At 58.7% G+C, this 25,861-nt stretch carries 24 protein-coding genes; 5 read left to right on the top strand and 19 right to left on the bottom strand.

All coding sequences use genetic code 11. The features are described 5' to 3' along the window. Positions 1 to 21: 21 nt before the first annotated feature. A complete protein-coding gene (locus tag HU739_RS17755) occupies positions 22 to 1,320 on the bottom strand; it encodes a serine hydroxymethyltransferase (protein ID WP_186546209.1) in 1,299 nt (432 codons plus the stop codon). A gap of 259 nt (positions 1,321 to 1,579) precedes the next feature. Between HU739_RS17755 and HU739_RS17750 the strand changes: the two genes are divergently transcribed. The 5 genes from HU739_RS17750 to HU739_RS17730 all read left to right on the top strand — a co-directional run bounded on the left by HU739_RS17750 (position 1,580) and on the right by HU739_RS17730 (position 6,164). Continuing rightward, on the top strand, positions 1,580 to 2,794 hold the full coding sequence (locus HU739_RS17750) for an MFS transporter (RefSeq protein ID WP_186546210.1): 1,215 nt from the start codon (positions 1,580 to 1,582) through the stop codon (positions 2,792 to 2,794). A 156-nt stretch (positions 2,795 to 2,950) separates the two neighbouring features. Continuing rightward, positions 2,951 to 3,913 (top strand): AurF N-oxygenase family protein, encoded by a 963-nt coding sequence (locus HU739_RS17745; protein ID WP_186546211.1) that lies wholly within the window; start codon positions 2,951 to 2,953, stop codon positions 3,911 to 3,913. Continuing rightward, entirely contained in the window at positions 3,910 to 4,971 is a 1,062-nt protein-coding gene (locus tag HU739_RS17740; RefSeq protein WP_186546212.1) for a 2Fe-2S iron-sulfur cluster-binding protein, read from the top strand. The genes HU739_RS17745 and HU739_RS17740 overlap by 4 nt, the downstream gene beginning before the upstream one ends. Before the next feature lie 37 nt (positions 4,972 to 5,008). Further along, entirely contained in the window at positions 5,009 to 5,719 is a 711-nt protein-coding gene (locus HU739_RS17735) for a glutamine amidotransferase (protein WP_186546213.1), read from the top strand. Between the two features lie 76 nt (positions 5,720 to 5,795). Continuing rightward, the gene (locus HU739_RS17730) at positions 5,796 to 6,164 is read left to right on the top strand and encodes an antibiotic biosynthesis monooxygenase family protein (RefSeq protein ID WP_186546214.1); all 369 of its coding nucleotides are present in this window, start codon (positions 5,796 to 5,798) and stop codon (positions 6,162 to 6,164) included. A 200-nt stretch (positions 6,165 to 6,364) separates the two neighbouring features. Here HU739_RS17730 and glmS read toward each other — a convergent pair whose 3' ends face one another. The 18 genes from glmS to yidC form a co-directional block, all read right to left on the bottom strand. Then, a complete protein-coding gene (gene glmS / locus HU739_RS17725) occupies positions 6,365 to 8,197 on the bottom strand; it encodes a glutamine--fructose-6-phosphate transaminase (isomerizing) (RefSeq protein ID WP_186546215.1) in 1,833 nt (610 codons plus the stop codon). Between the two features lie 2 nt (positions 8,198 to 8,199). Then, positions 8,200 to 8,976, bottom strand: coding sequence for a DeoR/GlpR family DNA-binding transcription regulator (locus HU739_RS17720; protein ID WP_186546216.1), 777 nt, complete (start codon positions 8,974 to 8,976; stop codon positions 8,200 to 8,202). A gap of 211 nt (positions 8,977 to 9,187) precedes the next feature. After that, complete coding sequence (gene glmU, locus HU739_RS17715) at positions 9,188 to 10,555, bottom strand: bifunctional UDP-N-acetylglucosamine diphosphorylase/glucosamine-1-phosphate N-acetyltransferase GlmU (RefSeq protein ID WP_186546217.1); 1,368 nt, start codon at positions 10,553 to 10,555, stop codon at positions 9,188 to 9,190. Between the two features lie 117 nt (positions 10,556 to 10,672). Next, complete coding sequence (locus HU739_RS17710) at positions 10,673 to 11,098, bottom strand: F0F1 ATP synthase subunit epsilon (RefSeq protein ID WP_016772407.1); 426 nt, start codon at positions 11,096 to 11,098, stop codon at positions 10,673 to 10,675. Positions 11,099 to 11,143: 45 nt separating this feature from the next. Next, on the bottom strand, positions 11,144 to 12,523 hold the full coding sequence (atpD, locus tag HU739_RS17705; protein ID WP_034152182.1) for a F0F1 ATP synthase subunit beta: 1,380 nt from the start codon (positions 12,521 to 12,523) through the stop codon (positions 11,144 to 11,146). Between the two features lie 27 nt (positions 12,524 to 12,550). Next, positions 12,551 to 13,411 (bottom strand): F0F1 ATP synthase subunit gamma, encoded by an 861-nt coding sequence (gene atpG / locus HU739_RS17700; RefSeq protein ID WP_007911960.1) that lies wholly within the window; start codon positions 13,409 to 13,411, stop codon positions 12,551 to 12,553. Between the two features lie 50 nt (positions 13,412 to 13,461). Next, on the bottom strand, positions 13,462 to 15,006 hold the full coding sequence (gene atpA, locus HU739_RS17695; RefSeq protein ID WP_103302851.1) for a F0F1 ATP synthase subunit alpha: 1,545 nt from the start codon (positions 15,004 to 15,006) through the stop codon (positions 13,462 to 13,464). Between the two features lie 21 nt (positions 15,007 to 15,027). Next, entirely contained in the window at positions 15,028 to 15,564 is a 537-nt protein-coding gene (locus tag HU739_RS17690; RefSeq protein WP_016772404.1) for a F0F1 ATP synthase subunit delta, read from the bottom strand. Positions 15,565 to 15,576: 12 nt separating this feature from the next. Further along, on the bottom strand, positions 15,577 to 16,047 hold the full coding sequence (locus HU739_RS17685) for a F0F1 ATP synthase subunit B (protein ID WP_016772403.1): 471 nt from the start codon (positions 16,045 to 16,047) through the stop codon (positions 15,577 to 15,579). Between the two features lie 58 nt (positions 16,048 to 16,105). Continuing rightward, entirely contained in the window at positions 16,106 to 16,363 is a 258-nt protein-coding gene (gene atpE, locus HU739_RS17680; RefSeq protein WP_003097235.1) for a F0F1 ATP synthase subunit C, read from the bottom strand. Between the two features lie 133 nt (positions 16,364 to 16,496). Continuing rightward, the gene (gene atpB / locus HU739_RS17675) at positions 16,497 to 17,366 is read right to left on the bottom strand and encodes a F0F1 ATP synthase subunit A (RefSeq protein ID WP_016772402.1); all 870 of its coding nucleotides are present in this window, start codon (positions 17,364 to 17,366) and stop codon (positions 16,497 to 16,499) included. A 16-nt stretch (positions 17,367 to 17,382) separates the two neighbouring features. Beyond that, positions 17,383 to 17,790 carry a F0F1 ATP synthase subunit I gene (locus tag HU739_RS17670; RefSeq protein ID WP_008084411.1) on the bottom strand — a complete coding sequence of 136 codons (408 nt, stop codon included), beginning with the start codon at positions 17,788 to 17,790 and terminating at the stop codon, positions 17,383 to 17,385. A gap of 148 nt (positions 17,791 to 17,938) precedes the next feature. After that, a complete protein-coding gene (locus HU739_RS17665; protein WP_186546218.1) occupies positions 17,939 to 18,811 on the bottom strand; it encodes a ParB/RepB/Spo0J family partition protein in 873 nt (290 codons plus the stop codon). Between the two features lie 9 nt (positions 18,812 to 18,820). After that, entirely contained in the window at positions 18,821 to 19,618 is a 798-nt protein-coding gene (locus tag HU739_RS17660; RefSeq protein ID WP_186546219.1) for a ParA family protein, read from the bottom strand. An 18-nt stretch (positions 19,619 to 19,636) separates the two neighbouring features. Further along, the gene (rsmG, locus tag HU739_RS17655) at positions 19,637 to 20,281 is read right to left on the bottom strand and encodes a 16S rRNA (guanine(527)-N(7))-methyltransferase RsmG (protein WP_186546220.1); all 645 of its coding nucleotides are present in this window, start codon (positions 20,279 to 20,281) and stop codon (positions 19,637 to 19,639) included. Next, a complete protein-coding gene (gene mnmG, locus HU739_RS17650; protein ID WP_186546221.1) occupies positions 20,278 to 22,176 on the bottom strand; it encodes a tRNA uridine-5-carboxymethylaminomethyl(34) synthesis enzyme MnmG in 1,899 nt (632 codons plus the stop codon). Before mnmG ends, rsmG begins: the two co-directional genes overlap by 4 nt. A 552-nt stretch (positions 22,177 to 22,728) precedes the next feature. Then, on the bottom strand, positions 22,729 to 24,096 hold the full coding sequence (gene mnmE / locus HU739_RS17645; protein ID WP_186546222.1) for a tRNA uridine-5-carboxymethylaminomethyl(34) synthesis GTPase MnmE: 1,368 nt from the start codon (positions 24,094 to 24,096) through the stop codon (positions 22,729 to 22,731). 81 nt (positions 24,097 to 24,177) lie between these two features. Continuing rightward, complete coding sequence (yidC, locus tag HU739_RS17640) at positions 24,178 to 25,860, bottom strand: membrane protein insertase YidC (RefSeq protein ID WP_093096467.1); 1,683 nt, start codon at positions 25,858 to 25,860, stop codon at positions 24,178 to 24,180. Position 25,861: the final 1 nt, after the last annotated feature.

Genomic DNA, 25,861 nt, shown 5'->3' with positions numbered 1-25,861 from the left:
TTTGCAAAAAAGCGCAGACGGTTAATACGGCAGCCTGAAACGCTTGGTCAGGTCGCTGATACCTTCACGAATCGAGCGTTCAGTGCGGCCGTCAAGGGCACCGCTGCGTACGCCACCGAGCATGGCCAGAATCATGTCGCCGATCTCTCTGAATTCATCGACCCCCATGCCACGCGAAGTGCACGCCGCACTGCCGAGACGAATCCCGGACGTCACGGTGGGCTTGACCTCATCGCCGGGCACCACATTTTTGTTCACGGTAATACCGATTGCCTCCAGCGCTCGTTCGGCGACATTCCCCGCCAGGCCCCACGGCCGCAGGTCAATCACCCCCAAGTGACAGTCGGTCCCTCCCGACACGACCAACAACCCACCTTCAGCCAATCGGCCGCACAAGGCCTGGGCGTTGGCGACCACGGCGTGGGCGTAAGCGCCGAACGCCGGTTGCAATGCCTCACCCAGCGCCACGGCCTTGGCTGCAACGATATGCATCAGTGCTGCGCCCTGCAGGCCGGGGTACACCGCTGCATTGATCTTCTGCGCAATGGCCTGCTCATTACACAGGATCATCCCGCCACGCGGGCCGCGCAATGTGGCATGGGTACTGAGGGTAGTGACATGGGCGAACGGCACAGGAGACGGATACGCACCACCTGCGACCAGCCCTGCAACGTGGGCAATGTCGGCCATCAGGTACGCACCCACCTCGTCGGCAATCGCACGAAACCGGGCGAAATCCAGCGCTCGTGAATACGCCGAGGCCCCTGCGATGATCAGGCGTGGACGTTCTTGTCGGGCGATCTGCTCGACCTGATCCATGTCGACCCTGTGGGTCACCGGGTGCACGCCATAGCTGAGGGCCTGAAACCAGCGCCCGGACAAGTTGAACGCAGCACCATGGGACAGGTGCCCACCGGACTTGAGGTCAAGGCCGAGGATCTTGTCCCCCGGCGCCAGCAGAGCCAGAAACACCGCCTGGTTGGCCTGGCTGCCCGAATGAGGCTGCAGGTTGGCATAGGCACAGCTGAACAGCTGCCTGGCCCGTTCGATGGCGAGCTCTTCAATTGCATCGACATTGCAGCAACTGGCGTAATAGCGACGCCCTGCGTAGCCCTCGGCATATTTGTTGGTCAGTACCGACCCTTGGGCCTCGAGCACCGCACGACTGACCACGTTCTCAGCGGCGATCAGCTCGATTGACTGCACTTGGCGCTGGCGCTCGGCGTCAATGGCGCGCCACACCTGCCCGTCCACCTGGGGCAGCGCAACGCCACTGACCCCAGGCAGCGCGTGGCCCTCCTGATAAGCGAAATGCGGCATGGTCACTCCTTTGTAAACGCCCGATAACACGCCGCACTACCCTAGCCGCCCACGGGCCGGCCAACCATACCAGTTCGCTCGGTTGTTGCAGACCACCGCACCCAAAGTCCTTGCCACGCGTCTAAGCGGGGGCAGGCGTGGTGAAATCGCCGCCATTAAAAGTGGTCTGGTGGCCGCATCGGTAATGGACTATCGCGCAAGACCGGCGCCTTATTAAGCTCTGCGCCGGATTTGCCATGCTCACTACACGGGTTTCGCCATGACGATTCGTATCGGGTTGCTGCCTCAGGTCGCCGCCGCACACTTTGTCAGTCATTTGCACATCATGGTGCTGGCGGCGCTATTCCCCTTGCTTCCGGCTTTTTTCAACGTGGAATATGTGGAGCTGGGCCTGGCGTTGAGTCTGTTCAATATCGTTACGGCGCTGGTGCAGGCACCCATGGGGTTTGCCGTGGACCGCTACGGTGCCAGGCGTTTGCTCTCGGTCGCGCTGGCACTGGGCAGCAGCAGTTTCCTGCTGATTGCACTCATGCCCGGCTACACCTGTTTGTTGATCGGCATGGTGCTGGCCGGTGTCGCCAACGCCATTTATCACCCGGCCGACTACGCCCTGCTGTCGCGCCACATTGACCCCGCCCACATCGGTAAGGCGTTCTCCGTGCATACCTTTGCCGGGTTCCTTGGCGCGGCCGTGGCCCCGGTGTTTTTGCTGAGTATCGCGATGGCGAGCAACCTGCCCATGGCCTTCGCGGCTGCGGCCCTGGTGGGCTTTTTCGTGCTGGCGCTATTGTTGCTCCCTGGCTCCGCACTGGCCCGAGTCACTCACGTGTATCCCGCTGCAGAGCCGACACCCATCGGCGCCAGTCGCCTGTCGCTGCTCTCGCCTATGGTGCTCAGCCTGACCCTGTTGTTCGTGCTGCTGAACCTGAGCACCGGCGCGATTGAGAAGTTCTCGGTCGCCGCCCTGATGCAAGGTCAGGGCGTGGCCTTGACTTGGGCCAACTCGGCGTTGACCGCCTTCCTCTTTGCCAGCGCTTTCGGCGTGCTGGCGGGGGGAGCATTGGCCGACCGGACTCGCCGCCATGGCGTAGTCGCGGCCAGCGCGTTCGCCTTGGCCACCGTGCTGATGCTGCTGGTCGCCACGGCACGCTTGAGCGAGCCCGCACTGCTGATCGTGCTGGGGGCTGCGGGCTTTCTGACTGGAGTGATCGCCCCGTCCCGCGACATGCTGGTACGGGCGGCTGCCCCGAAGGGTGCTGAAGGCAAAACCTTCGGCATCGTCTCTACCGGCTTCAACATCGGTGGCGCCATCGGGCCAGTCGGGTTCGGCTGGCTGCTCGACCAAGGTCAGCCCAACGCCATTTTCTGGGCCAGCGCCGCCTTCATGAGCCTGACCGTTGTACTGACCCTGATACAGGAGCGGTCCATGGCAAGGGTCCGAAAAATGGCAGCACTCCAAGTGGCTTTCAAGTGACCTGAATCAATAGCCGCCACGTGTTTTTGCCGCAGACTTGAAGGGCGCCGTCCCGCATTTATTGCGCTGCACCCCTCGCTTGTGCGCACTCGTTATTTTTGCAAGGACTGCACGGTAAACCCCAACACCAATAGCCGATTCCCTTGGAGTTAAAACATGGAACGTTTGAATTGTGGTACCGATGACGTAGTAAAAAACATGCTGGCCAAACTCTCCACGCTCTGGAAAACCCGCGCGGCCGTCAACAACCCGCAACCGAACTACTGGGGCCTCGCCTTCGATGCCGACAAGCACGACTTCAGTCTGTCGCTGTTACCGTTTCGTCATCACCAGGCCTGGCTCGAAGCCCCTCAGGACCTGCAATCCAAATGTCTGTCCTATGCGTGGGGCATCTACAACCTAAAGACCATCTACATCGAATGCAATGTGGTCGTGCCGGCCTGCGAGGACATTATCAAGACCCCGCCGCCGAGCAACAACCGCGCCCTGCTGCAAGACGTGATGTCTCAGGCACTGCTCGACGAAGCCCTGCACACGCGCATGTCCATCATGGCCTGCAACTATATCTATGACATGCGCAAACTCCCCCCTCTGGACTTCAGCGCGTTCAACCTGGTGACCTGGCGCGAGGCCCTCTTGGCCAACTGCACTGCCGAATGGGAGCGACGCCTGACCCGCTTCGGCGTCGCGTGTGCCAGCGAAACGCTCATCACCGACTACCTCAAGACCATGGCCGAGGACGCCAGCATTCAGGCGGTGTGCCATGAGGTCACGCGCACCCATGCCATGGACGAGTGGAGCCATTCCAGCGTCTTCAGCTTCGTCGCTTCCGACATCGTCAATGGCCTGAGCCGCAAGGAACGCGAGTACCTGCGCGCGATCATCCTGCGCACGGTGCAGATGTTCGCCAATAACGAAATGGGCGCATGGTCCAACGTGTTTTCGATGCTGGATTTCCCCCACGCCGGCGAGATCGTGCGTGACGTGGGCGACAACAACGAAATCAGCGTCTACACCGACTCGCTCGAAGCCCTGATAGACCGGATCGGCTTGACCGGCAGCGGCCTCAGCAGTGCCGAGCATGCCATTGAAACCTTAGGCGAGAAGGCCCGCGCATGAACGGCATGGCATTCCTCACGGCCCTGTGCGAACACGTAAGCACTGAAACGGCCAACGTAAAAGTCTTCACCCTGCGCGCGGTGGACGCCCCCGTCGAATTTCTCGACAGCCTGGAGGCTGGCAGACACGTGGCCCTGCACGCCGCTGACATGGCGGGCACCTATCACCAACGGTTGTATTCGATCACGCGCAAGCATGGCGTCGACCGGTTCGACATTGCGATCAAGCGTGAAGGCCATGGCGGAGTTTCGGACCAGTTGCACACTACGCTGCAAGCCGGCTCAAGCATCGCGATGCAGTTTGTCGCAGGTGATATTTCGCTGGAGTCGGTTCTGGGTTGCCGCCAGGTCGGCATGCTCGCCGGCGGCATCGGCATCACCTTGCCGATTGCATTGTTGCGTGGCCTGGCCGAGCGTGCGCGACGCGGATTGGCGGTGCCCGATGTGAGCCTGCTGCTGTGTGTGCCGTCCATCGCCGAGATTGCGTTTCTACAGGAGTTGCTGGAGCTTGAGCTGACCACATCGTGGTTCTCCTTGCAGGTGTTCGTAACCCGCGAAGCGGTCAACAACAACGGACACTTCAGCGCCGGTCGTCCCCAGATCCAGGACCTGAGCCGGCTGGGTAATCCCGACCGCGTGGTGATCTGCGGCAGCCATGGCTTCGCCCAGGGCATGCGCGAACACACCCTGGCCATGTTCTCCGCGAGCCGCTTGCTCATCGAGTCATTCACACCACCGGCCGCGCCGGCCTGCGCCGCTCAGCCGCAGGCTCAAGCCGACGCGACGCTGCGCCTGCACTTGAACCACAACGATCAGGTGCTGGAGCCGCCCGCCGGCAAGAGTTTGCTGGAGATGCTTGAAACCAGCGGCATCGCGGTGCGCAGCCTTTGCCGCGCCGGCATCTGCGGTCACTGCCGGCTGAAGGTATCGGAGGGTCACTACACCCTTGAACCCGACTTTTGCCTGACCGACAAGGACAAGGACGACGGCTACGCCCTCGCCTGCTGCACCTTCCCGCAATCCGGGACGATCAAAGTCGACCTCTCAACCACGGTATGAACACTTACCGCCCTTACTTCAACAACTGGTTTTTTCCATGAAAACTGCCATTGCATTGCGCCACATTCACTTCGAAGACGTTGGCACCCTGGATGCCGTTCTCGCCGAAGCAGGCTATACGCTGATTTACCTGGACCCCACGGTCGACGCCATCTACAGCGAGCCGGTGCTGCAGGCCGACTTGTTGATCGTGCTCGGCGGCCCGATTGGAGCCTATGACGAGCAGTTGTATCCGTTTTTGCACGACGAGTTGAAACTGGTGCGCCAGCGCGTTGCGTCGGGAAATCCCCTGCTGGGCATCTGCCTCGGTGCGCAACTGATCGCCCGGGCCATGCAGGCCGACGTCTACCCGATGGGGGTCAAGGAGATCGGTTTTTCACCGCTGACCCTGACCGCGGCCGGTCAAGACTCGCCGCTCGCCGCACTGATGGACACCCCCGTGCTGCACTGGCACGGCGATCAGTTCGATGTGCCAGAAGGCGCTGTGCTGCTGGCCAGTACCCCGGTGGGTGCTCATCAGGCGTTCGCCGTGGGCAACACGATTCTCGGCCTGCAATTTCACCTCGAAGCCGATACCGCCAACATCGAGCAATGGCTGGTTGGCCATGCCAGCGAACTGGCACAGACCGGCATCGACCCTGTTGCGCTGCGCAGCGAGGCCATTCACCTCGGCGACCGCCTCACCCGCGCCGCGAGCCAAGTCATGCGGGCCTGGCTGAACAACCTGGGCACCCCGATAAAACACTGATAGCGGTCGGGCACCCGCCCAGCGCATTTGTACCGTGTAAAACCACCTGAAAAATATCAAGGATGAGGAATCAAAAATGATCGTCGTTTTGTTTGAGTTACAGGCACTGCCAGGCCAGGGCGAGACCTATGTTGACCTGGTCAACAAGCTGACCCCGCTGCTTGAACCCATGGACGGGTTTATCTCCGTCGAGTGCTTTCAAAGCACGCTCAACCCCAAGAAGGTGATGTCGGTCACTACCTGGCGCGATGAGGAGGCCGTGGTGCAATGGCGCAACGTGACAGCCCACCTGTCGGCACAGCGCGCCGGACGCGACAAAATCTTCGATGACTATCGCGTGCGTGTGACATCGGTGATTCGTGATTACGGTCTGCGTGATCGCGAACAGGCACCGTACAACGTAGTGGTCGACGGTGAACCCGGCGCGGCTGCCGCGGTGGTTTAACGGCGTATTCTCGTCACCTGCACAGGGGCGAGAAATTTATTGCCGACTGTGGTGAGCAGGGCTCACCGCAACCCGCTCTTCGACATCGATAATCCCGCAACGCCCATTCGTGCATTCGGTAGAAGCCCTTAAATAGAAAAAGCCCCTGAAATCAGGGGCTTTGGCATTGCTCGAAAATCTATTCTTTAGCGGTGGATAACTTACTCCACCGTCACCGACTTCGCCAGGTTACGCGGCTGGTCAACGTCCGTGCCCTTGAGCACCGCGACGTAATACGACAGCAACTGCAGCGGAATCGTGTAAAGAATCGGCGAGAGGATGTCGTGGATGTGCGGCATCTGTACGACGTGGGTGCCTTCGCCGTTGGTCATTCCGGCTTTCTCGTCGGCGAACACCACCAGTTCGCCGCCGCGGGCGCGGACTTCCTGCAGGTTGGACTTGAGCTTTTCCAGCAGTTCGTTGTTGGGCGCGACGGTGACCACCGGCATGTCGTTATCTACCAGCGCCAGCGGGCCGTGTTTCAACTCCCCGGCCGGGTAGGCTTCGGCGTGGATATAGGAGATTTCCTTGAGTTTCAAGGCACCTTCCATCGCCACCGGGAACTGCGCGCCTCGGCCGAGGAACAAGGTGTGGTTTTTCTCGGCAAACAGCTCGGCGATTTTCTCCACGGTGCTGTCCATCGCCAAGGCTTCGCCCAGACGGGTGGGCAGGCGGCGCAGTTCTTCGACCAGTGTGGCTTCGACGCCTTGGCCCAACGTACCGCGAACCTGACCCAGCGACAGGGTCAACAGCAGCAGGCCGACCAGTTGCGTGGTGAAGGCTTTGGTGGAAGCCACACCGATTTCGCGACCGGCCTGGGTCAGCAGGGTCAGGTCCGATTCGCGCACCAGCGAGCTGATGCCGACATTGCAGATGGCCAGACTGGCGAGGAAACCCAGCTCTTTGGCATTGCGCAGGGCCGCCAGGGTGTCGGCGGTTTCGCCGGACTGCGAGATCGTCACGAACAAGGTGTCCGGCTGAACCACGACTTTGCGATAGCGGAACTCGCTGGCGACCTCGACCTGGCAGGGGATGCCGGCCAGTTCTTCAAGCCAGTAGCGGGCAACCATGCCGGCATGGTAACTGGTGCCGCAGGCGACGATTTGCACGTTGCGGACCTTGGCGAACAGCTCGGGCGCTTGCGGGCCGAAAGCCTGTACCAGCACTTGCTGGTCGCTCAGACGGCCTTCGAGCGTGCGTTGTACCACCGCCGGTTGTTCGTGGATTTCCTTGAGCATGTAGTGGCGGAATTCGCCTTTGTCGGCCGCTTCGGCACCGTCGCTGTATTGCACAGTCTGGCGCTCGACCGCTTTGCCGGTGATGTCCCAGATTTGCACGCTGTCGCGACGGATTTCGGCGATATCGCCTTCTTCCAGGTACATGAAACGGTCAGTAACCTGACGCAGGGCCAGTTGGTCGGACGCGAGGAAGTTTTCACCCAGGCCGAGGCCGATCACCAGCGGGCTGCCACTGCGCGCGGCGACCAGACGATCCGGCTGCCTGGCATTGATCACCGCCAGACCGTACGCACCGTGCAATTCCTTGACCGTAGCCTTGAGCGCAACGGTCAGGTCAGGCTGGTCCTTGAGCTTGTGCGTCAGCAAGTGCGCGATCACCTCGGTGTCGGTGTCCGAGGTGAACACGTAACCCAGCGCCTTGAGCTGTTCGCGCAGCGCTTCGTGGTTTTCAATGATGCCGTTGTGCACCACCGCGATATCGCCGGAGAAATGCGGGTGAGCGTTGCGCTCGCACGGGGCGCCGTGGGTGGCCCAGCGGGTGTGGGCAATGCCAAGGCGACCCACCAGCGGATGCTCGGCCAGCGCGGCGTCAAGTTCGCTGACTTTACCCGGGCGGCGCATGCGCTCAAGGGTTGCGTCGTTGGTTAAAACCGCTACACCGGCACTGTCATAGCCGCGGTATTCGAGGCGCTTGAGGCCTTCGAGGAGGATGGCAGTGATATTACGTTCAGCCACTGCGCCAACAATTCCACACATATTTAATTCTCCTGACTGACAGCCGCGCAAATCACGGTGATACCGCGGGATTGGAGCTGATCGCGTGCAGCATCGGGCAGGCGATCATCGGTAATGAGGGTATGGACGCTGCTCCAGGGCAACTCCAGATTAGGAATCTTGCGACCGATCTTGTCGGCTTCGACCATGACAATGACTTCGCGCGCGACTTCGGCCATCACGCGGCTCAGACCCAGCAACTCATTGAAGGTGGTGGTGCCACGCACCAGGTCGATGCCATCGGCACCGATGAACAACTGATCGAAGTCATACGAGCGTAGTACTTGCTCGGCGACCTGGCCCTGAAAGGACTCCGAATGCGGATCCCAGGTACCGCCGGTCATCAACAGCACCGGCTCGTGCTCAAGTTCGCTCAGGGCGTTGGCGACGTGAAGGGAATTGGTCATCACCACCAGACCCGGCTGCTGGCCGAGTTCGGGAATCATCGCCGCGGTGGTGCTGCCGCTGTCGATGATGATGCGCGCGTGTTCACGGATGCGTTTGACCGCCGCACGAGCGATCGCCTGCTTGTAGCTGGAAACGCTCTGGGCAGGTTCCGCGACCAACTCTTGGGGCATGGTGATCGCCCCGCCGTAGCGACGCAGCAACAGGCCATGGGTTTCCAGAGCCGCCAAGTCCTTGCGAATCGTAACTTCGGAAGTTTCGAAGCGTCTGGCCAGCTCGTCGACACTGACCTCGCCCTGCTCGTTGAGCAAGGCGAGAATATTGTGGCGACGCTGGGGCGTATTGCGTTTCGACATGGCGGCTTAAGTTTCGATTCGAAAGATAACGAAAGCAATCAAAACCTATTACATGAAAATCGTCAAGTTGCTGATTGATTATTTACAGACGTGATAAACGAATGTGGGAGCGGGCTTGATCGCGAATGCGGTGTACCAGGTGCACATTTCGGCACTGACACTCCGCATTCGCGAGCAAGCCCGCTCCCACATGTTTTCCGCTGTGGATAACTCAGTCTTTCTTGATCTTTTCCGGCCGCTTCCAGCCGTCGATGTTCTTTTGCCGTGCACGGCCAACGGCCAATTGCGCGTTATCCACATTCTGCGTAATGGTCGAACCGGCCGCGGTGGTTGCACCGTTGGAGATATCCACAGGCGCGACCAGCGAATTGTTCGAACCGATGAACACGTCGGCACCCAATACGGTTTTCCACTTGTTGGCGCCGTCGTAATTGCAAGTGATGGTGCCCGCCCCGATGTTGGTGCGCGCGCCGATTTCGGCATCGCCCAGGTAGGTCAGGTGCCCGGCCTTGGCGCCCTCGCCCATATGAGCGTTTTTCAACTCGACAAAGTTACCCACATGCGCGCGCGCTTCGAGCACCGTGCCAGGACGCAGCCGCGCGAACGGGCCGGCATCGCTGCCCTCGCCCAGCACAGCGCCTTCGATGTGGCTGTTGGCCTTGACCACTACGCCTTTACGCAGGGTGCTGTCCTTGATTACGCAATTCGGGCCGATGACGACGTCGTCTTCGATCACCACATGACCTTCGAGGATCACGTTGATATCGATCAGTACGTCGCGGCCCACAGTGACTTCACCGCGCACATCGAAGCGCGCCGGGTCACGCAGGGTCACGCCTTGCGCCATCAAACGGCGACCGGCACGCAGTTGGTAATGACGCTCCAGCTCGGACAGCTGTTTGCGATCGTTGGCACCCTGCACTTCCATCGGATCGTGCGGCTGTTCGGTGGCCACCACCAGACCATCGCTGACCGCCATCTCGATAACGTCGGTCAGGTAATACTCGCCCTGGGCATTGTTGTTCGACAGGCGGCTCATCCAGTCGGCCAGGCAATTGGCTGGCACGGCGAGGATTCCGGTGTTGCCTTCAGTGATTGCCCGTTGTGCTTCGCTCGCATCTTTGTGTTCTACGATCGCCGCAACTTTGCCATCAGCGTCGCGCACGATGCGGCCATAACCGGTCGGATCGTTCAGCTCAACAGTGAGCAACCCCATCTGCCCGGGCACGACATGCTTGAGCAGGCGCTGCAAGGTCTCGACTTCGATCAAAGGCACGTCACCATAGAGGATCAATACCGTGTCGGCGCTAATGAATGGCACTGCTTGAGCCGTGGCGTGACCCGTACCCAGTTGCTGGTCCTGCAGAACGAAATTCAGATCGTCGGCGGCCAGACGCTCGCGTACCGCATCGGCACCATGGCCAATGACTACATGAATGCGCTGTGGATCAAGTTGCCGCGCGCTGTGGATAACATGACCCAGCATGGAATTGCCGGCAATCGGGTGCAATACCTTCGGCAATGCCGAGCGCATACGAGTGCCTTGACCGGCCGCGAGGATAACGATTTCGAGAGACATGACTGGCTACCAATCCTGGGTGGTCAGCAACTGCGACCGGGGTTTGAAATTCGGAAAAGAAAAAAGGGTAGCCGAGGCTACCCTTTTTTATCAATCGCACAACAAGCGGCTGACGGATTAACCGCCAAACTTCTTGCGGATCTGCTGGACGGTGCGCAGTTGGGCTGCAGCCTCGGCCAGACGAGTGGCAGCGGCGCCGTAATCGAAGTCCGCGCCTTTTTCGTTCAGGGCATTCTCGGCAGCCTTGAGCGCTGCCTGAGCCTGAGCTTCATCCAGGTCGGCGGCACGTTGCACGGTATCGGCAAGTACCTTGACCATGTTCGGCTGAACCTCGAGGAAACCACCGGAGATGTAGAACACCTCGGCTTCCCCGCCTTGCTTGATCAGGCGGATCGGACCCGGCTTGAGATTAGTGATCAGCGGCGCGTGACCCAGAGCGATACCAAGATCACCCAGTGCACCGTGCGCAATCACCATCTCGACCAGGCCGGAAAAGATTTCCCCTTCCGCGCTGACGATATCGCAATGGACTGTCATAGCCATCTGATTGCCTCAACCTAAATTAGCGCCCGTTGCCGGGCGCCGGGATTACAGTTTCTTGGCTTTCTCGATCGCTTCTTCGATGCCGCCAACCATGTAGAACGCTTGTTCTGGCAGGTGGTCGTAGTCACCGTTGAGGATGCCTTTGAAGCCAGCAATGGTGTCTTTCAGGGAAACGTATTTACCCGAAGCACCGGTGAAGACTTCAGCCACGAAGAACGGCTGCGACAAGAAGCGCTGGATCTTACGAGCACGGTTTACCAACTGCTTGTCGGCTTCCGACAGCTCGTCCATACCCAGGATCGCGATGATGTCTTTCAGCTCTTTGTAACGCTGCAGAACGTACTGGACGCCGCGAGCGGTGTCGTAGTGGTCCTGGCCGATCACGTTCGGGTCCAGCTGGCGCGAAGTCGAATCCAGTGGATCTACCGCCGGGTAGATACCCAGGGAAGCGATGTCACGGGACAGAACGACGGTGGCGTCCAAGTGGGCAAAGGTGGTCGCTGGCGACGGGTCGGTCAAGTCGTCCGCCGGTACGTATACCGCCTGGATCGAAGTGATCGAACCTTCCTTGGTGGAAGTGATACGTTCCTGCAGAACGCCCATCTCTTCAGCCAGGGTCGGCTGGTAACCTACTGCCGAAGGCATACGGCCCAGCAGTGCGGATACTTCGGTACCGGCCAGGGTGTAACGATAGATGTTGTCGACGAACAGCAGAACGTCGTTACCTTCGTCACGGAACTTCTCGGCCATGGTCAGGCCGGTCAGTGCTACGCGCAGACGGTTTCCCGGCGGCTCGTTCATCTGACCGTAAACCAGTGCCACTTTGTCCAGAACGTTGGAATCCTTCATCTCGTGGTAGAAGTCGTTACCCTCACGAGTACGCTCACCCACACCTGCGAACACGGAATAACCGCTGTGCTCGATGGCGATGTTACGGATCAGTTCCATCATGTTTACGGTTTTGCCTACACCGGCACCACCGAACAGACCGACTTTACCGCCCTTGGCGAACGGGCAAACCAGGTCGATAACCTTGATGCCGGTTTCCAGCAGATCGTTGCCGCCCGCTTGCTCGGCGAACGAAGGAGCTGGACGGTGAATGCCCCAGCGCTCTTCGGTGTCGATCGGGCCAGCTTCGTCGATCGGGTTACCGAGGACGTCCATGATCCGGCCCAGAGTCGCTTTACCGACCGGTACGGAGATGGCTGCGCCAGAATCGGTGACTTCCAGACCGCGCTTCAAGCCTTCGGTGGAACCCATCGCAATGGTGCGAACCACGCCGTCGCCCAGCTGCTGCTGAACTTCCAGGGTGGTTTCAGCCGCGCTCATTACTTTCAGCGCGTTGTAGATGCTCGGTACGCTGTCGCGTGGAAATTCCACGTCGATAACGGCGCCGATGATTTGAACGATACGTCCGCTACTCATAGCTGGATCCTCTGAATATTTGAACCGTTAAACCGCGGCAGCGCCGCCGACGATTTCCGAGATCTCTTGGGTGATCGCAGCCTGACGCGCCTTGTTGTAGATCAGCTGCAAATCGCTGATCAAATCACCGGCGTTGTCGGTAGCGTTCTTCATCGCGATCATCCGCGCAGCCTGTTCAGCCGCGTTGTTCTCGACCACCGCCTGGTAGACCTGCGACTCGACGTAACGGACCATCAAGCCGTCAAGCAGCTCTTTGGCATCCGGTTCGTAGAGATAGTCCCAGTGGTGCTTGAGATCCTGATCCGGGGTTGCCACCAGTGGAATCAACTGCTCCACGGTAGGCTGTTGCGTCATGGTGTTGATGAACTTGTTGGACACCACGGACAGGCGGTCGATACGGCCGTCCAGGTAGGCATCCAGCATCACCTTGACGCTGCCGATCAGATCATTGATCGACGGCTCTTCACCCAGGTGGCTGATAGCTGCAACGACGTTACCGCCGAAGTTGCGGAAAAAGGCCGCACCCTTGCTACCGACTACACACAGATCGATCTCGACGCCGTTTTCGCGGTTTACCGCCATGTCCTTGACCAGGGCCTTGAACAGGTTGGTGTTCAAGCCGCCGCACAGACCACGGTCACTGCTCACCACAACATAACCAACGCGCTTGATTTCGCGGTCGATCATGAACGGGTGGCGGTATTCCGGGTTGGCGTTGGCCAGATGCCCAATTACCTGGCGGATACGCTCCGCATAAGGACGGCTAGCAGCCATGCGCATTTGTGCCTTGCGCATTTTGCTGACCGCCACTTTTTCCATGGCGCTGGTAATCTTTTGCGTGCTTTTGATGCTCGCAATCTTACTGCGAATCTCTTTTGCGCCTGCCATGTAACACCTATCAGGTTAGCAAGCGGGAGCCTCGCGGCTCCCGCTGCGGCTTACCAGGTTTGGGTGGCCTTGAACTTCTCGATACCGGCTTTCATGCCAGCGTCGATTTCGTCATTGAAGTCACCTTTAACGTTGATCTTGGCCATCAAATCGGCGTGATCGCGGTTGAAGAAAGCAATCAGCGCTTGTTCGAAGCTGCCGATCTTGGCGATTTCAATGTCAGTCAGGAACCCACGCTCAGCGGCATACAGCGACAGCGCCATGTCAGCGATCGACATTGGTGCGTATTGCTTCTGCTTCATCAGCTCGGTAACGCGCTGACCATGCTCAAGTTGCTTACGGGTCGCTTCGTCCAGGTCAGAAGCGAACTGGGCGAATGCCGCCAGTTCACGGTACTGAGCCAGAGCGGTACGGATACCACCGGAGAGCTTCTTGATGATCTTGGTCTGAGCGGCACCACCCACACGGGATACCGAAACACCGGCGTTCACTGCAGGGCGGATGCCCGAGTTGAACATGGCCGATTCCAGGAAGATCTGACCGTCGGTGATGGAAATCACGTTGGTCGGAACGAACGCGGAAACGTCGCCAGCCTGGGTTTCGATGATCGGCAGTGCGGTCAGGGAACCGGTTTTGCCGGTCACTGCGCCGTTGGTGAACTTCTCTACGTATTCTTCCGAAACGCGGGATGCGCGCTCCAGCAGACGGGAGTGGAGATAGAACACGTCGCCTGGGTAAGCTTCACGGCCTGGTGGACGGCGCAGCAGCAGGGAAATCTGGCGGTAAGCCACTGCTTGCTTGGACAGATCGTCATAAACGATCAGCGCGTCTTCACCGCGGTCGCGGAAGAATTCACCCATGGTGCAACCGGAGTACGGTGCCAGGAATTGCAGCGCAGGAGATTCCGAAGCACTGGCAGCCACGATGATCGTGTTGGCCAGGGCGCCGTTTTCTTCCAGCTTGCGAACCACGTTGGCGATGGTCGATTGTTTCTGACCGATAGCTACGTAGACGCAGAAAATGCCGCTGTCTTTCTGGTTGATGATCGCGTCGATTGCCAGAGCGGTCTTACCGATCTGACGGTCACCGATGATCAGCTCACGCTGGCCACGGCCGACAGGAATCATGGCATCGACAGCCTTGTAGCCAGTCTGTACAGGCTGGTCTACCGACTTACGCCAGATCACGCCTGGAGCAACTTTCTCGACCGCGTCGGTCTCGGTGTTGCCCAGTGGACCTTTGCCGTCAACAGGGTTACCCAGTGCATCGACTACGCGGCCCAGCAATTCCTTACCAACAGGAACTTCAAGGATGCGGCCGGTGCACTTGGCGCTCATGCCTTCAGCCAGCGACTGGTAGGAGCCTAATACCACTGCACCTACGGAGTCCTGCTCCAGGTTGAGGGCCATACCGTAGACGCCGCCCGGAAACTCGATCATCTCGCCGTACATGACGTCGGCCAGACCGTGAATCCGCACGATGCCGTCAGATACGCTGACGACAGTGCCTTCGTTACGGGCTTGGGAGGTCACATCGAGCTTGTCGATGCGGCCCTTGATAATTTCACTTATTTCGGAAGGATTGAGTTGCTGCATTGCTCTGCTGCCCCTTCAAACTCAAGATTTCAATGCTTCGGCAAGTTTCGCGATTTTGCCGCGAATCGAGCCATCGATAACCAGGTCGCCGGCGCGGATAACGACACCACCTATAAGGGCAGCATCCTCCGCAACTTGCAGGCGCACTTCCCGGTTGAGTCGTGCACTGAGAACCTTGGCGAGTTTGTCTTGCTGTTCTTGGTTCAATGCGAAAGCACTGGTTACTTCAACGTCTACCGATTTCTCTTGTTCGGCCTTGTACAGGTCGAACAGAGCGGCGATCTCCGGCAGAAGCAGGAGACGGTCGTTTTCGGCAACGACGTTGATGAAATTGCGTGCCTTTTCATCAAACTTGTCGCCGCACACGTCAATGAACGTGGCGGCCTTTTCTGCGCTCGTCAGTCGCGGGGCCTTGAGCACGCGCTGCAGGGTGTCGTCTTGCGACACCGCCGCTGCCAGGCCGAGCATGGCTGACCAATTGGCCAGTTGCTGGTGGGCCTGAGCGTGCTCGAAGGCCGCCTTAGCGTAAGGTCGGGCCAACGTGGTCAGTTCTGCCATGATCGCCCTCGCTTAGATTTCAGCAGCCAGTTGGTTAACCAGCTCTGCGTGCGCGTTTTGATCGATTGTGGCACCCAGGATCTTCTCGGCGCCGCCAACAGCCAGCAAGCCCACTTGGGCACGCAGCTTGTCTTTGACGCTGTTCAGTTCCTGTTCGATCTCGGCTTGAGCCTGAACCTTCACACGGTCAGCGTCGATACGGGCTTTTTCAACAGCCTCTTCGACGATCTGGTTACCGCGTTTCTTGGCTTGCTCGATGATTTCAGCTGCCTGAGCTTTCGCTTCGCGCAGTTGCTGACCCGCTTTTTCTTGGGCCAACTCCAGGTCGCGAGCTGCACGGCTGGCAGCGTCCAGACCATCAGCGATCTTCTTTTGACGTTCGTGCAGAGCAGCGATGACCGGTGGCCATACATACTTCATGCAGAACAGTACAAAAATCAGGAACGCAACGGACTGGCCAATCAGGGTCGCATTAATGTTCACGCCAACACCTCGCAGTTACGTTGTCCATCACACCAAATTACCCGGAATATCCGAGTAATCAGCCAGCGATCTGACCAACGAACGGGTTCGCAAAGGTGAAGAACAGAGCGATACCAACACCGATCATGGTTACGGCGTCGAGCAGACCGGCAACGATGAACATTTTAACTTGCAGCATTGGCACCATTTCTGGCTGACGCGCGGCGCCTTCCAGGAACTTGCCGCCCAGCAGGCCGAAACCAATTGCGGTACCCAGTGCGCCCAGGCCGATCAACAGTGCAACAGCGATAGCGGTTAGACCAACTACAGTTTCCATCTTTCCTCCCGACTTTTACGTCGTATGGTTTAGGTTTTTTAGATTAAAGCGGTAAAACAAATCGTTTCAGATGCCCCGTCAGGAGCCCCTTCCCGTTTTACCGGGAAGGACATCAGACTAGTCGAGACTGGTCTTAATGGTTTTCTTCGTGCGCCATCGACAGGTAGACGATGGTCAGCATCATGAAGATGAACGCCTGCAGGGTGATGATCAGGATGTGGAACACAGCCCACGCCCACTGCAGAACAACGCCCAGGCCACTCAGCCAGAGCAGGCCGCTGCCGAACATCACAGCGATCAGAATGAACACCAGCTCGCCGGCATACATGTTGCCGAACAGACGCAGAGCCAGAGAGATCGGCTTGGCGATCAGGGTCACGAACTCCAGCAGGAAGTTCACCGGGATCAGCAGGGCCTGAACGAAAATGTTCTTGCTGCCGAACGGGTGCAGGGTCAGTTCGCCGATGAAGCCGCCGATGCCCTTGACCTTGATGCTGTAGAAGATGATCAGTGCGAACACCGAGAAGGCCATGCCCAGGGTCGCGTTCGGGTCGGTCGTCGACACGGCGCGGAACGGGATGTGCGCATCACCGGAGATCAGGATGGCCAGCTGAGGAATCCAGTCGACCGGTACCAGGTCGACAGCGTTCATCAGGAACACCCAGACGAAGATGGTCAGTGCCAGCGGTGCAATCACCGGGCTACGGCCATGGAAGCTGTCTTTCACGCTGCCATCGACGAATTCGACCAATACTTCAACGAAGTTCTGCAAGGCACCCGGCTGACCCGAAGTCGCTTTCTTTGCCGCCATGCGGAAAAGAAGAACGAAGATCAGACCCAGCGCGACCGACCAGCCGAGAGTATCGACGTGGAAAGCCCAGAAGCCCATTTCCTTGGCTTCTGCTGCGGTGTGGGCAAAGCCCCAGCCGCCGTTGGGTAGCTGACCGAAAGTCAGGTTCTGCAAGTGGTGCTGGATATAGCCCGAAGCGGTTGTTTCTGCCATGGTTGCCTCAAACGCCCTAAGGTCTCGAAAGTCTTGTTCTCATCAGCAGGGGAGCGAACCAGCTGACCGACTGAGTCAGCACGAACACGCCGAATACTGCGATCGGCGCCAGTGGCTTCACACCTGCAAACACCAGTGCAAACAGCACTGCCGTCAAAATCAGTTTGCCTGCCTCGCCGGCATAAAAAGACCGGACGATGGACTGGGCTGCTCGGGCGCCGGAAAACCGAAATGCCTTGTGAGCGAAATAAACATTGGGCAGCAAGGCTATCAGGCCTCCGCAAAGTCCCGAGTATCCGGCAACGACTCCATGCCATTGCCAGAGCGCCAAAGCGGCAATGAGCAAAATGACAAATTGAGCCATCAGCACCGGAAAAACTGCCAGGCGATGGAAGGGCAGGCGGTTTGGCTTGCGGGTTTCCATCACGTTTGCTCTCCAATGGTCGGCTGCCAGAATTCAATAACTTGGCATAATTTGTGCCGACAAAATGCGCGCAGAGTATAGGGGCGGTTCTGCCCCTATTCAACTGTCAGGTAGTGATTTCCGACTGCGCGCTACATGAGGAATTGTTTCAGCGAATGTGTGCGAGCACGCCTTGCAGCTCATCGAGCGAGTTATAACCAATAACCAGTTGCCCTTTGCCCTTCTTGCCATGGCGAATCTGCACCGCAGAGCCTAGGCGCTCGGCCAGGCGCTGCTCGAGGCGAGCGATGTCCGGGTCGGGTTTGCTTGCTTCCACAGGCTCCGGTTTGCCACTCAACCACTGACGAACCAGTGCCTCGGTTTGGCGCACGGTCAGCCCTCGTGCGACAACATGTCGCGCCCCTTCGACCTGTTGATTGTCCGGCAGACCAAGCAAAGCGCGGGCGTGACCCATTTCCAGGTCGCCGTGGGACAGCATGGTCTTGATCACTTCCGGCAGTGCAATAAGTCGCAACAGGTTAGCCACAGTCACCCGCGACTTACCCACAGCGTCAGCCACTTGCTGCTGGGTCAGCTGGAACTCTTGCTGCAAGCGTTGCAGGGCGACCGCTTCTTCGATCGGATTGAGGTCTTCGCGCTGGATGTTCTCGATCAGCGCGATGGCAATAGCCGTCTCGTCCGGTACATCGCGAACCATGGCCGGGATCGTTTCCTGCCCGGCCTGCTGGCTGGCTCGCCAGCGTCGCTCACCGGCGATGATCTCAAAGCGTCCGCCGCCAATCGGGCGCACCACGATGGGCTGCATGACGCCTTGGGCCTTGATCGACGACGCCAGTTCTTCCAGCGCCTGCGGGTCCATGTCGCGGCGTGGCTGATATTTGCCACGCTGCAGCAGATCCAGCGGCAGGTGTTGCAGTTCGCGGGTGTCGGCCTGCGCAGCTTGTTCTTCCAGCGCGCTGACCGTCGGACCACTCAGCAGTGCATCCAGTCCACGTCCGAGACCTCGTTTCTTGACGGCCATGGGGATTCCTTAAATTGCCTGAGCGGCGGCGGTGCGTGAATTTTTGCGCTGACGGCGAACCATCTCACCCGCCAACGCCAGATAGGCCAGCGCGCCGCGCGATTGCTTGTCGTAGGCCAGCGCCGGCATGCCGTAGCTTGGCGCTTCGGCCAGGCGGATGTTGCGCGGGATTACCGTGTCGTAGAGCTGCTCGCCGAAGTGCTCCTTGAGCTGTGCCGAGACATCGTTCATCAGGCTCAGGCGCGGGTCGTACATGGTACGCAGCAAACCTTCGACCTTCAGGTTCGGGTTCAGCAGCTCGGCGATTCGTTTGATGTTATCCACAAGGTCGCTCAACCCCTCGAGCGCAAAGTATTCGCACTGCATGGGGATAATCACCCCGTCAGCGGCAACCAGTGCGTTGAGCGTGAGCATCGACAGCGACGGCGGGCAGTCGATCAGGATGTAATCGTAATTATCGCGGATCGGCGCCAGCGCACTGCGCAGGCGGCTTTCCTTCATCTGCATTTCCAGCAGCACCACTTCGGCCGCCGTCAGGTCGCGGTTGGCCGGCAGCAACTGATAACCGCCATGCTCGGAGTAGTGCATGGCCTGGGCCAGATCGCATTCGCCGATCAGCAGGTCGTAGACCGAGTTTTCCAGGCCGTGTTTATCCACACCGCTACCCATGGTGGCGTTGCCCTGTGGATCGAGATCGATCAACAGCACCCGGCGCTTGGTCGCGACCAGGGATGCTGCGAGGTTGATGCAGGTGGTGGTCTTGCCCACACCACCCTTCTGGTTCGCTATCGCGAATACCTTAGCCATTCTTGCTTGTGTTCCCAATCATGCCGTGCGGCGCAGTATCAGCAGATGGCGTTGGCCTTGGCAACCGGGTACGGCCAGGGCGTGTTCGCTATCGAGTTTGAAGTCTGCCGGCAATGCTACCAGCTCATCGGCCGGATGAACGCCCTTCATTGCCAGCCAGCGTGTATTGGCATCGCCCAAGTGACGCGTCCAGTGGGTGAAGTTTTCCATGCTGCTGAACGCCCGGGAAATGATCCCGTTGAACGGCTGATCAGGCTGGAACGCTTCGACACGACTGTGGATAACTTGCAGGTTATCCAGTTTCAGTTCGAGTTTGACCTGAGTCAGGAAGCGGGTTTTCTTGCCGTTACTGTCCAGACAGGTCACTTGCGAGTCCGGATACAGGATCGCCAGCGGGATACCGGGCATGCCGCCGCCACTGCCGACATCGAGCCAACGGCCGTTTTCAATAAACGACATCACGCTGAGGCTGTCGAGCAAGTGACGAGAAACCATTTCATCCGGATCGCGCACAGCGGTCAGGTTGTAGGCCTGGTTCCATTTGATCAACAGGGCCAGGTAACCCAGCAGCAATTCATGCTGGGTTTCCGTCAGATGGACACCGAGCGCGCGGGCTCCTGTGGATAACTCTTCGGCGTGCTGCGAAGTGACCTTAGAACTCAAGCGCTTTGCTCCAACTGACGGCCCGCGCCGCGTTTTTTCAAATGAATCATCAGCAGCGAAATCGCCGCCGGGGTTACACCCGGAATCCGCGAAGCCTGGCCCAGCGTCTCTGGACGCGTCGCACCGAGCTTGCTCTGGATCTCCTTGGAGAGACCGGAAATGTTGGTGTAATCGATATCCACAGGCAGTTTCGTGTCTTCGCTGGCGCGCAGACGGGCGATTTCGTCCTGCTGACGGTCGATGTAACCGGCGTATTTGGTCTTGATCTCGACCTGCTCGGCGACCTGTGGATCCTCTGCGCCCTGCCCGGTCACTTCGACCAGACCAGCGTAGTCGATTTCCGGACGACTCAAGAGATTGAGCAGGTTGTATTCGTGGGTCAGCGGTGTGCCGAATTTTGCCGCAATCGCTTCGCCCTGCGGCGTGCCCGGACGAACCCAAGTGCTTTTCAGACGCTGTTCTTCGACCTCGATGCTCTCGCGTTTTTTGCAGAAGGCCGCCCAACGCGCGTCATCGACCAGGCCGAGCTCGCGACCTTTTTCGGTCAGACGCAGGTCGGCGTTGTCCTCACGCAGGATCAGGCGGTACTCGGCGCGGGACGTGAACATGCGGTACGGCTCTTGGGTACCGAGGGTGATCAGGTCGTCGACCAACACACCGATGTACGCCTCATCGCGGCGCGGGCACCAGGCTTCTTTGCCTTTGGCGCGCAACGCGGCATTGGCCCCGGCGAGCAAACCCTGGGCGCCGGCTTCTTCGTAACCGGTGGTGCCGTTGATTTGCCCGGCGAAGAACAGACCGCCGATGACTTTGGTTTCGAGGCTGTACTTCAGATCGCGCGGATCGAAATAGTCGTACTCGATCGCATAACCCGGACGCACGATGTGCGCGTTTTCCATGCCGCGGATCGATTGCACGATCTGCAATTGCACGTCGAACGGCAAGCTTGTGGATATCCCGTTCGGATACAGCTCATGGGTAGTCAGACCTTCCGGTTCGATGAATACCTGATGGCTTTCCTTGTCGGCAAAGCGGTGGATCTTGTCTTCGATCGACGGGCAATAACGCGGGCCGACGCCTTCGATTTCACCGGCAGCCGAGTACATCGGCGAACGGTCGAGGTTCGCCGCGATGATTTCGTGGGTGCGAGCGTTGGTATGCGTGATCCAGCAACTGACTTGCCGCGGATGCTGCTCCTTGTTGCCCATGAACGACATCACCGGGATCGGCGTATCGCCAGGTTGCTCGGTCATCACCGAGAAATCCACAGACTTGCCGTCAATGCGCGGCGGCGTACCGGTTTTCAAGCGGCCTACCCGCAATGGCAGCTCACGCAGACGGTGGGCCAGAGCGATGGATGGCGGATCACCAGCGCGGCCGCCGGAGAAATTCTGCAAACCGATGTGGATAAGTCCACCGAGGAACGTGCCTGTGGTCAACACCACGGAATCGGCGAAGAAACGCAGACCCATTTGAGTGACAACACCGCGCACCTGGTCCTGCTCAACGATCAAGTCATCAGCAGCTTGTTGAAATATCCACAGGTTCGGCTGGTTTTCCAGGATTTCGCGGACAGCGGCTTTGTACAAAATCCGGTCGGCTTGCGCACGGGTCGCCCGTACGGCGGGGCCTTTGCGGCTGTTCAACACGCGAAACTGGATGCCGCCCTTATCGGTAGCCATGGCCATCGCGCCGCCGAGGGCATCGATTTCCTTGACCAGATGGCTTTTGCCAATGCCACCAATGGCCGGGTTGCAACTCATTGCACCGAGGGTTTCCACGTTGTGCGTCAGCAACAGGGTTTTTGCCCCCATACGTGCTGAGGCCAGTGCTGCCTCGGTACCGGCATGACCGCCGCCGATGACGATCACTTCAAAACGGGAAGGGAAATCCACCACGCACCTCGTGCCTGCTTATGTAGGTCATTCAGGAATTAGTTTGAGATCAGGTTTCTGGACCTGGTCGATAAGTATAGGGACTTCGCCCTTCCTAAAGAACCCTTTGCACAAAATTTAACCAGCTGTGGAGAACTCGAGATTAAAAGAATAAAAAAGAGAGAAATTTATAAAACCTTTGTTTTTATGTTTACTCTTACTGGGCAACCTTTCTGTGGATAGATCGCCGCAGGCCTTATTATTCAATGTGTACAGAGATTCAAAACCCTGTGACCATGTGCCAGTGAGGGGCTTGGATAACCGGTGTAAGCCTGTGGATGAAAGAGGTTGTTATCCACAGAGGGGTTTATATCCAGTTTTCAGGCCCTGTTATCAACCGACCTTAGCGGCAGTTATTCACAGGGCTTAATCCACAGATATTGACTGAAAAGGCGAATCGCGGACGCAGAAAATCCTTGTCGGGACCGAAAAGTCAGACAAACAGCGAGCGAAAATAATGCTGAGAGGGGAGATGGCAGGTCGCGAGCGGACCTGCCGGGAGTAGCGAAGGGACTATTTGCCGATGCAGAAGCTGGAAAAGATCCTTCCCAACAGATCATCAGAGCTAAACGCGCCAGTGATTTCCCCCAGGGAATGCTGAGCTTGGCGCAAGTCCTCGGCCAGCAGTTCTCCCGCGCCTGCCAGGGTCAACTGCGCACGGCCGTGTTCCAGCGCCGTACTGGCGTGACGCAACGCTTCGAGGTGCCGACGGCGTGCGCTGAAGCTGCTCTCTGAAGTCTGCTCGTAACCCATGCAGGCCTTGAGATGGTCGCGCAGCAGATCCAGTCCTTCGGCGGACTTGGCGCTGAGACTGATCGTCACATGGCCATCCTCACTGGTTTCCAGGGTAATTGCTTCACCCGTCAGGTCCGCTTTGTTGCGGATCAGGGTAACTTTTGCCGGATCTGGTCGGGTTTCCAGGAATTCTGGCCAAAGTGCAAACGGATCCAGCGCTTCCGGTGCGATTGCATCGACGACCAACAAAACGCGGTCCGCTTCACCGATAGCCTTCAATGCGCGCTCGACGCCGATCTTTTCCACATGATCGTCAGTGTCACGAAGGCCTGCGGTGTCGACAACGTGCAGCGGCATACCATCGATGTGGATATGTTCGCGCAGGATATCCCGGGTCGTGCCGGCGATTTCGGTCACGATAGCTGCTTCGCGACCCGCCAGGGCATTGAGCAGACTCGACTTGCCGGCGTTCGGCCGGCCGGCAATGACCACGGTCATGCCGTCGCGCAACAGGGCACCCTGCCCGGCTTCGCGAAGGACCGTGGATAACTCGTCACGCACCTTGTCGAGCATGCTCAGGACATGGCCATCGGCGAGAAAGTCGATTTCCTCTTCCGGGAAGTCGATGGCGGCCTCGACGTAAATACGCAGACCGATCAGCTGTTCGGTCAGGTTATGCACACGCTGGGAAAACGCGCCCTGCAGTGAACGCAAAGCGTTACGCGCAGCCTGGGCAGAACTGGCCTCGATCAAATCGGCAATCGCCTCGGCCTGAGCCAGATCGAGTTTGTCATTGAGGAACGCCCGCTCGCTGAATTCCCCCGGCCGCGCCAAACGGCAGCCCAGTTCCAGGCAGCGCTTGAGCAGCATGTCCAGCACGATCGGCCCGCCATGACCCTGCAGTTCCAGCACGTCTTCGCCGGTGAACGAGTTCGGCCCCGGGAAATACAGGGCCAGACCTTCATCGAGTACCTGCTGATCATCACTGAAAAATGGACCGTAATGTGCGTAACGCGGTTTCAGTTCGCGGCCGCTGATGGCTTTCGCTGCAACACTGGCCAACGGCCCGGAAATACGGACGATACCCACCCCACCACGACCTTGAGCGGTGGCGACGGCGGCAATGGTTTCACGAGGTGTGCTCATAAACCGGAATCCAGACAAAAGTGGCAGATAGCAAAACGCCCCACTAGGGGGCGTTTTGAGTGGTGTTATCCACAGTGCAAGTTACGCCTCGGCTTTTTTCGTCGCCGCTTCGATCTTACGCGTGATGTACCACTGCTGTGCAATCGACAGGCAGTTGTTCACCACCCAGTACAGCACCAGACCGGCCGGGAACCACAGGAAGAAGAAGGTGAAGATGATTGGCATCATTTTCATGACCTTCGCCTGCATCGGATCCGGAGGTGTCGGGTTCAGCTGCTGCTGGATAAACATGGTTGCGCCCATGATGATCGGCAGAATGAAGAACGGATCCTTGATCGACAGGTCAGTGATCCACAGCATGAACGGCGCCTGGCGCATTTCCACGCTTTCCAGCAGCACCCAGTACAGCGAAAGGAAAACCGGCATCTGCACCAGGATCGGCAAGCAGCCGCCCAGCGGGTTGATCTTCTCTTTCTTGTACAGCTCCATCATGGCTTGCGACATTTTCTGCCGGTCATCGCCATGTTGCTCTTTCAGTGCAGCCAGTTTCGGCGCCACGGCACGCATGCGCGCCATCGATTTGTAGCTGGCGGCCGACAGCGGGAAGAAGATCCCTTTGATCAGCATGGTCAGGAAGATGATCGACCAGCCCCAGTTACCGACAATGGCGTGGATGTGTTGCAGCAACCAAAAGATTGGCTGGGCAATGAACCACAGAATGCCGTAGTCGACGGTCAGTTCCAGACCTGGGGACAACTCTTTCAGCACGGCCTGGCTTTTCGGGCCGGCGTACAGCACAGCGCTGGTTTCAACCTTGGCACCCGGAGCAGCGGTCAACGTCGGACCGGTGTAACCGATGATGTAGTTGCCTTTGCTGTCCTTACGGGTCTGGACGATATTGTTCTCGCCCTTCGCCGGAATCCACGCGGTCACGAAGTAGTGTTGCAGCCAGGCCACCCAACCACCGGTGACGGTTTCCTTGAGCTGCGCCTTGTCCATGTCCTTCATGGAGACTTTCTTGTACGGCTCCGAACTTGTCCACAGGGCAGCGCCCAGGTAAGTCGCGGTACCGGTCGCCGTAGTCGACGAAGGATCAGCGCTGGCGTCGCGCTTCAACTGGGCAAACATTGCGCCGTTCCAGGGCTGAGCGCTCTGGTTATCCACAATGTAGGAAACGGCTACGTCGTACAGGCCGCGTTTCAGTGTGAAACGCTTGATGTAGTTGACGCCGTCCTTGCTGAATTTCAGGTCAACGACCAGTTGGTCCTGACCGTCAGCCAGTTGATAAGTCTTCTTCTCCGAGGAGTAAACCGGACGACCGGCCGGGTTTGCATCCGGGCCGTTGGTGCCGATCAGACCGCTTTGTGCCAGATAAACACGCTCGCCACCGTTATCGAATAGCTGGAACGGCACATCAGGACGATCCTGACGACGCGGATACAGCGGCAGAGTCAGTTGGGCAACGTCGCCACCTTGTGGATCGATCGCCAGATCAAGCACGTCGGTCTTGATCTGGATCAGATCCTTGCTGGCGGCGACCGGCGTTTCGGCAGGTGCGCTGGTATCGCTGGCGGCACGCGGAATATCGTCACTGGCAGCAGCATTAGTGCCTGTGGCGGTGTCCGGCAAACCGGATGTAGTCGTACTGGAAGCAACATTCTGAGTCGGCAGGGCAGCCTGGCCATAGTCCTGGTTCCATTTAAGAACCATGACGTAGGACACGATTGCCAGGGCGACGATCAGGATCGTGCGTTTGATATCCATG

This window comes from Pseudomonas hamedanensis (assembly GCF_014268595.2).
In the GTDB taxonomy this organism is placed as follows: Bacteria; Pseudomonadota; Gammaproteobacteria; order Pseudomonadales; family Pseudomonadaceae; genus Aquipseudomonas; species Aquipseudomonas hamedanensis.
Note: the sequence above shows the minus strand (reverse complement) of the source record. Positions and strands in the feature narration are given on the sequence as shown.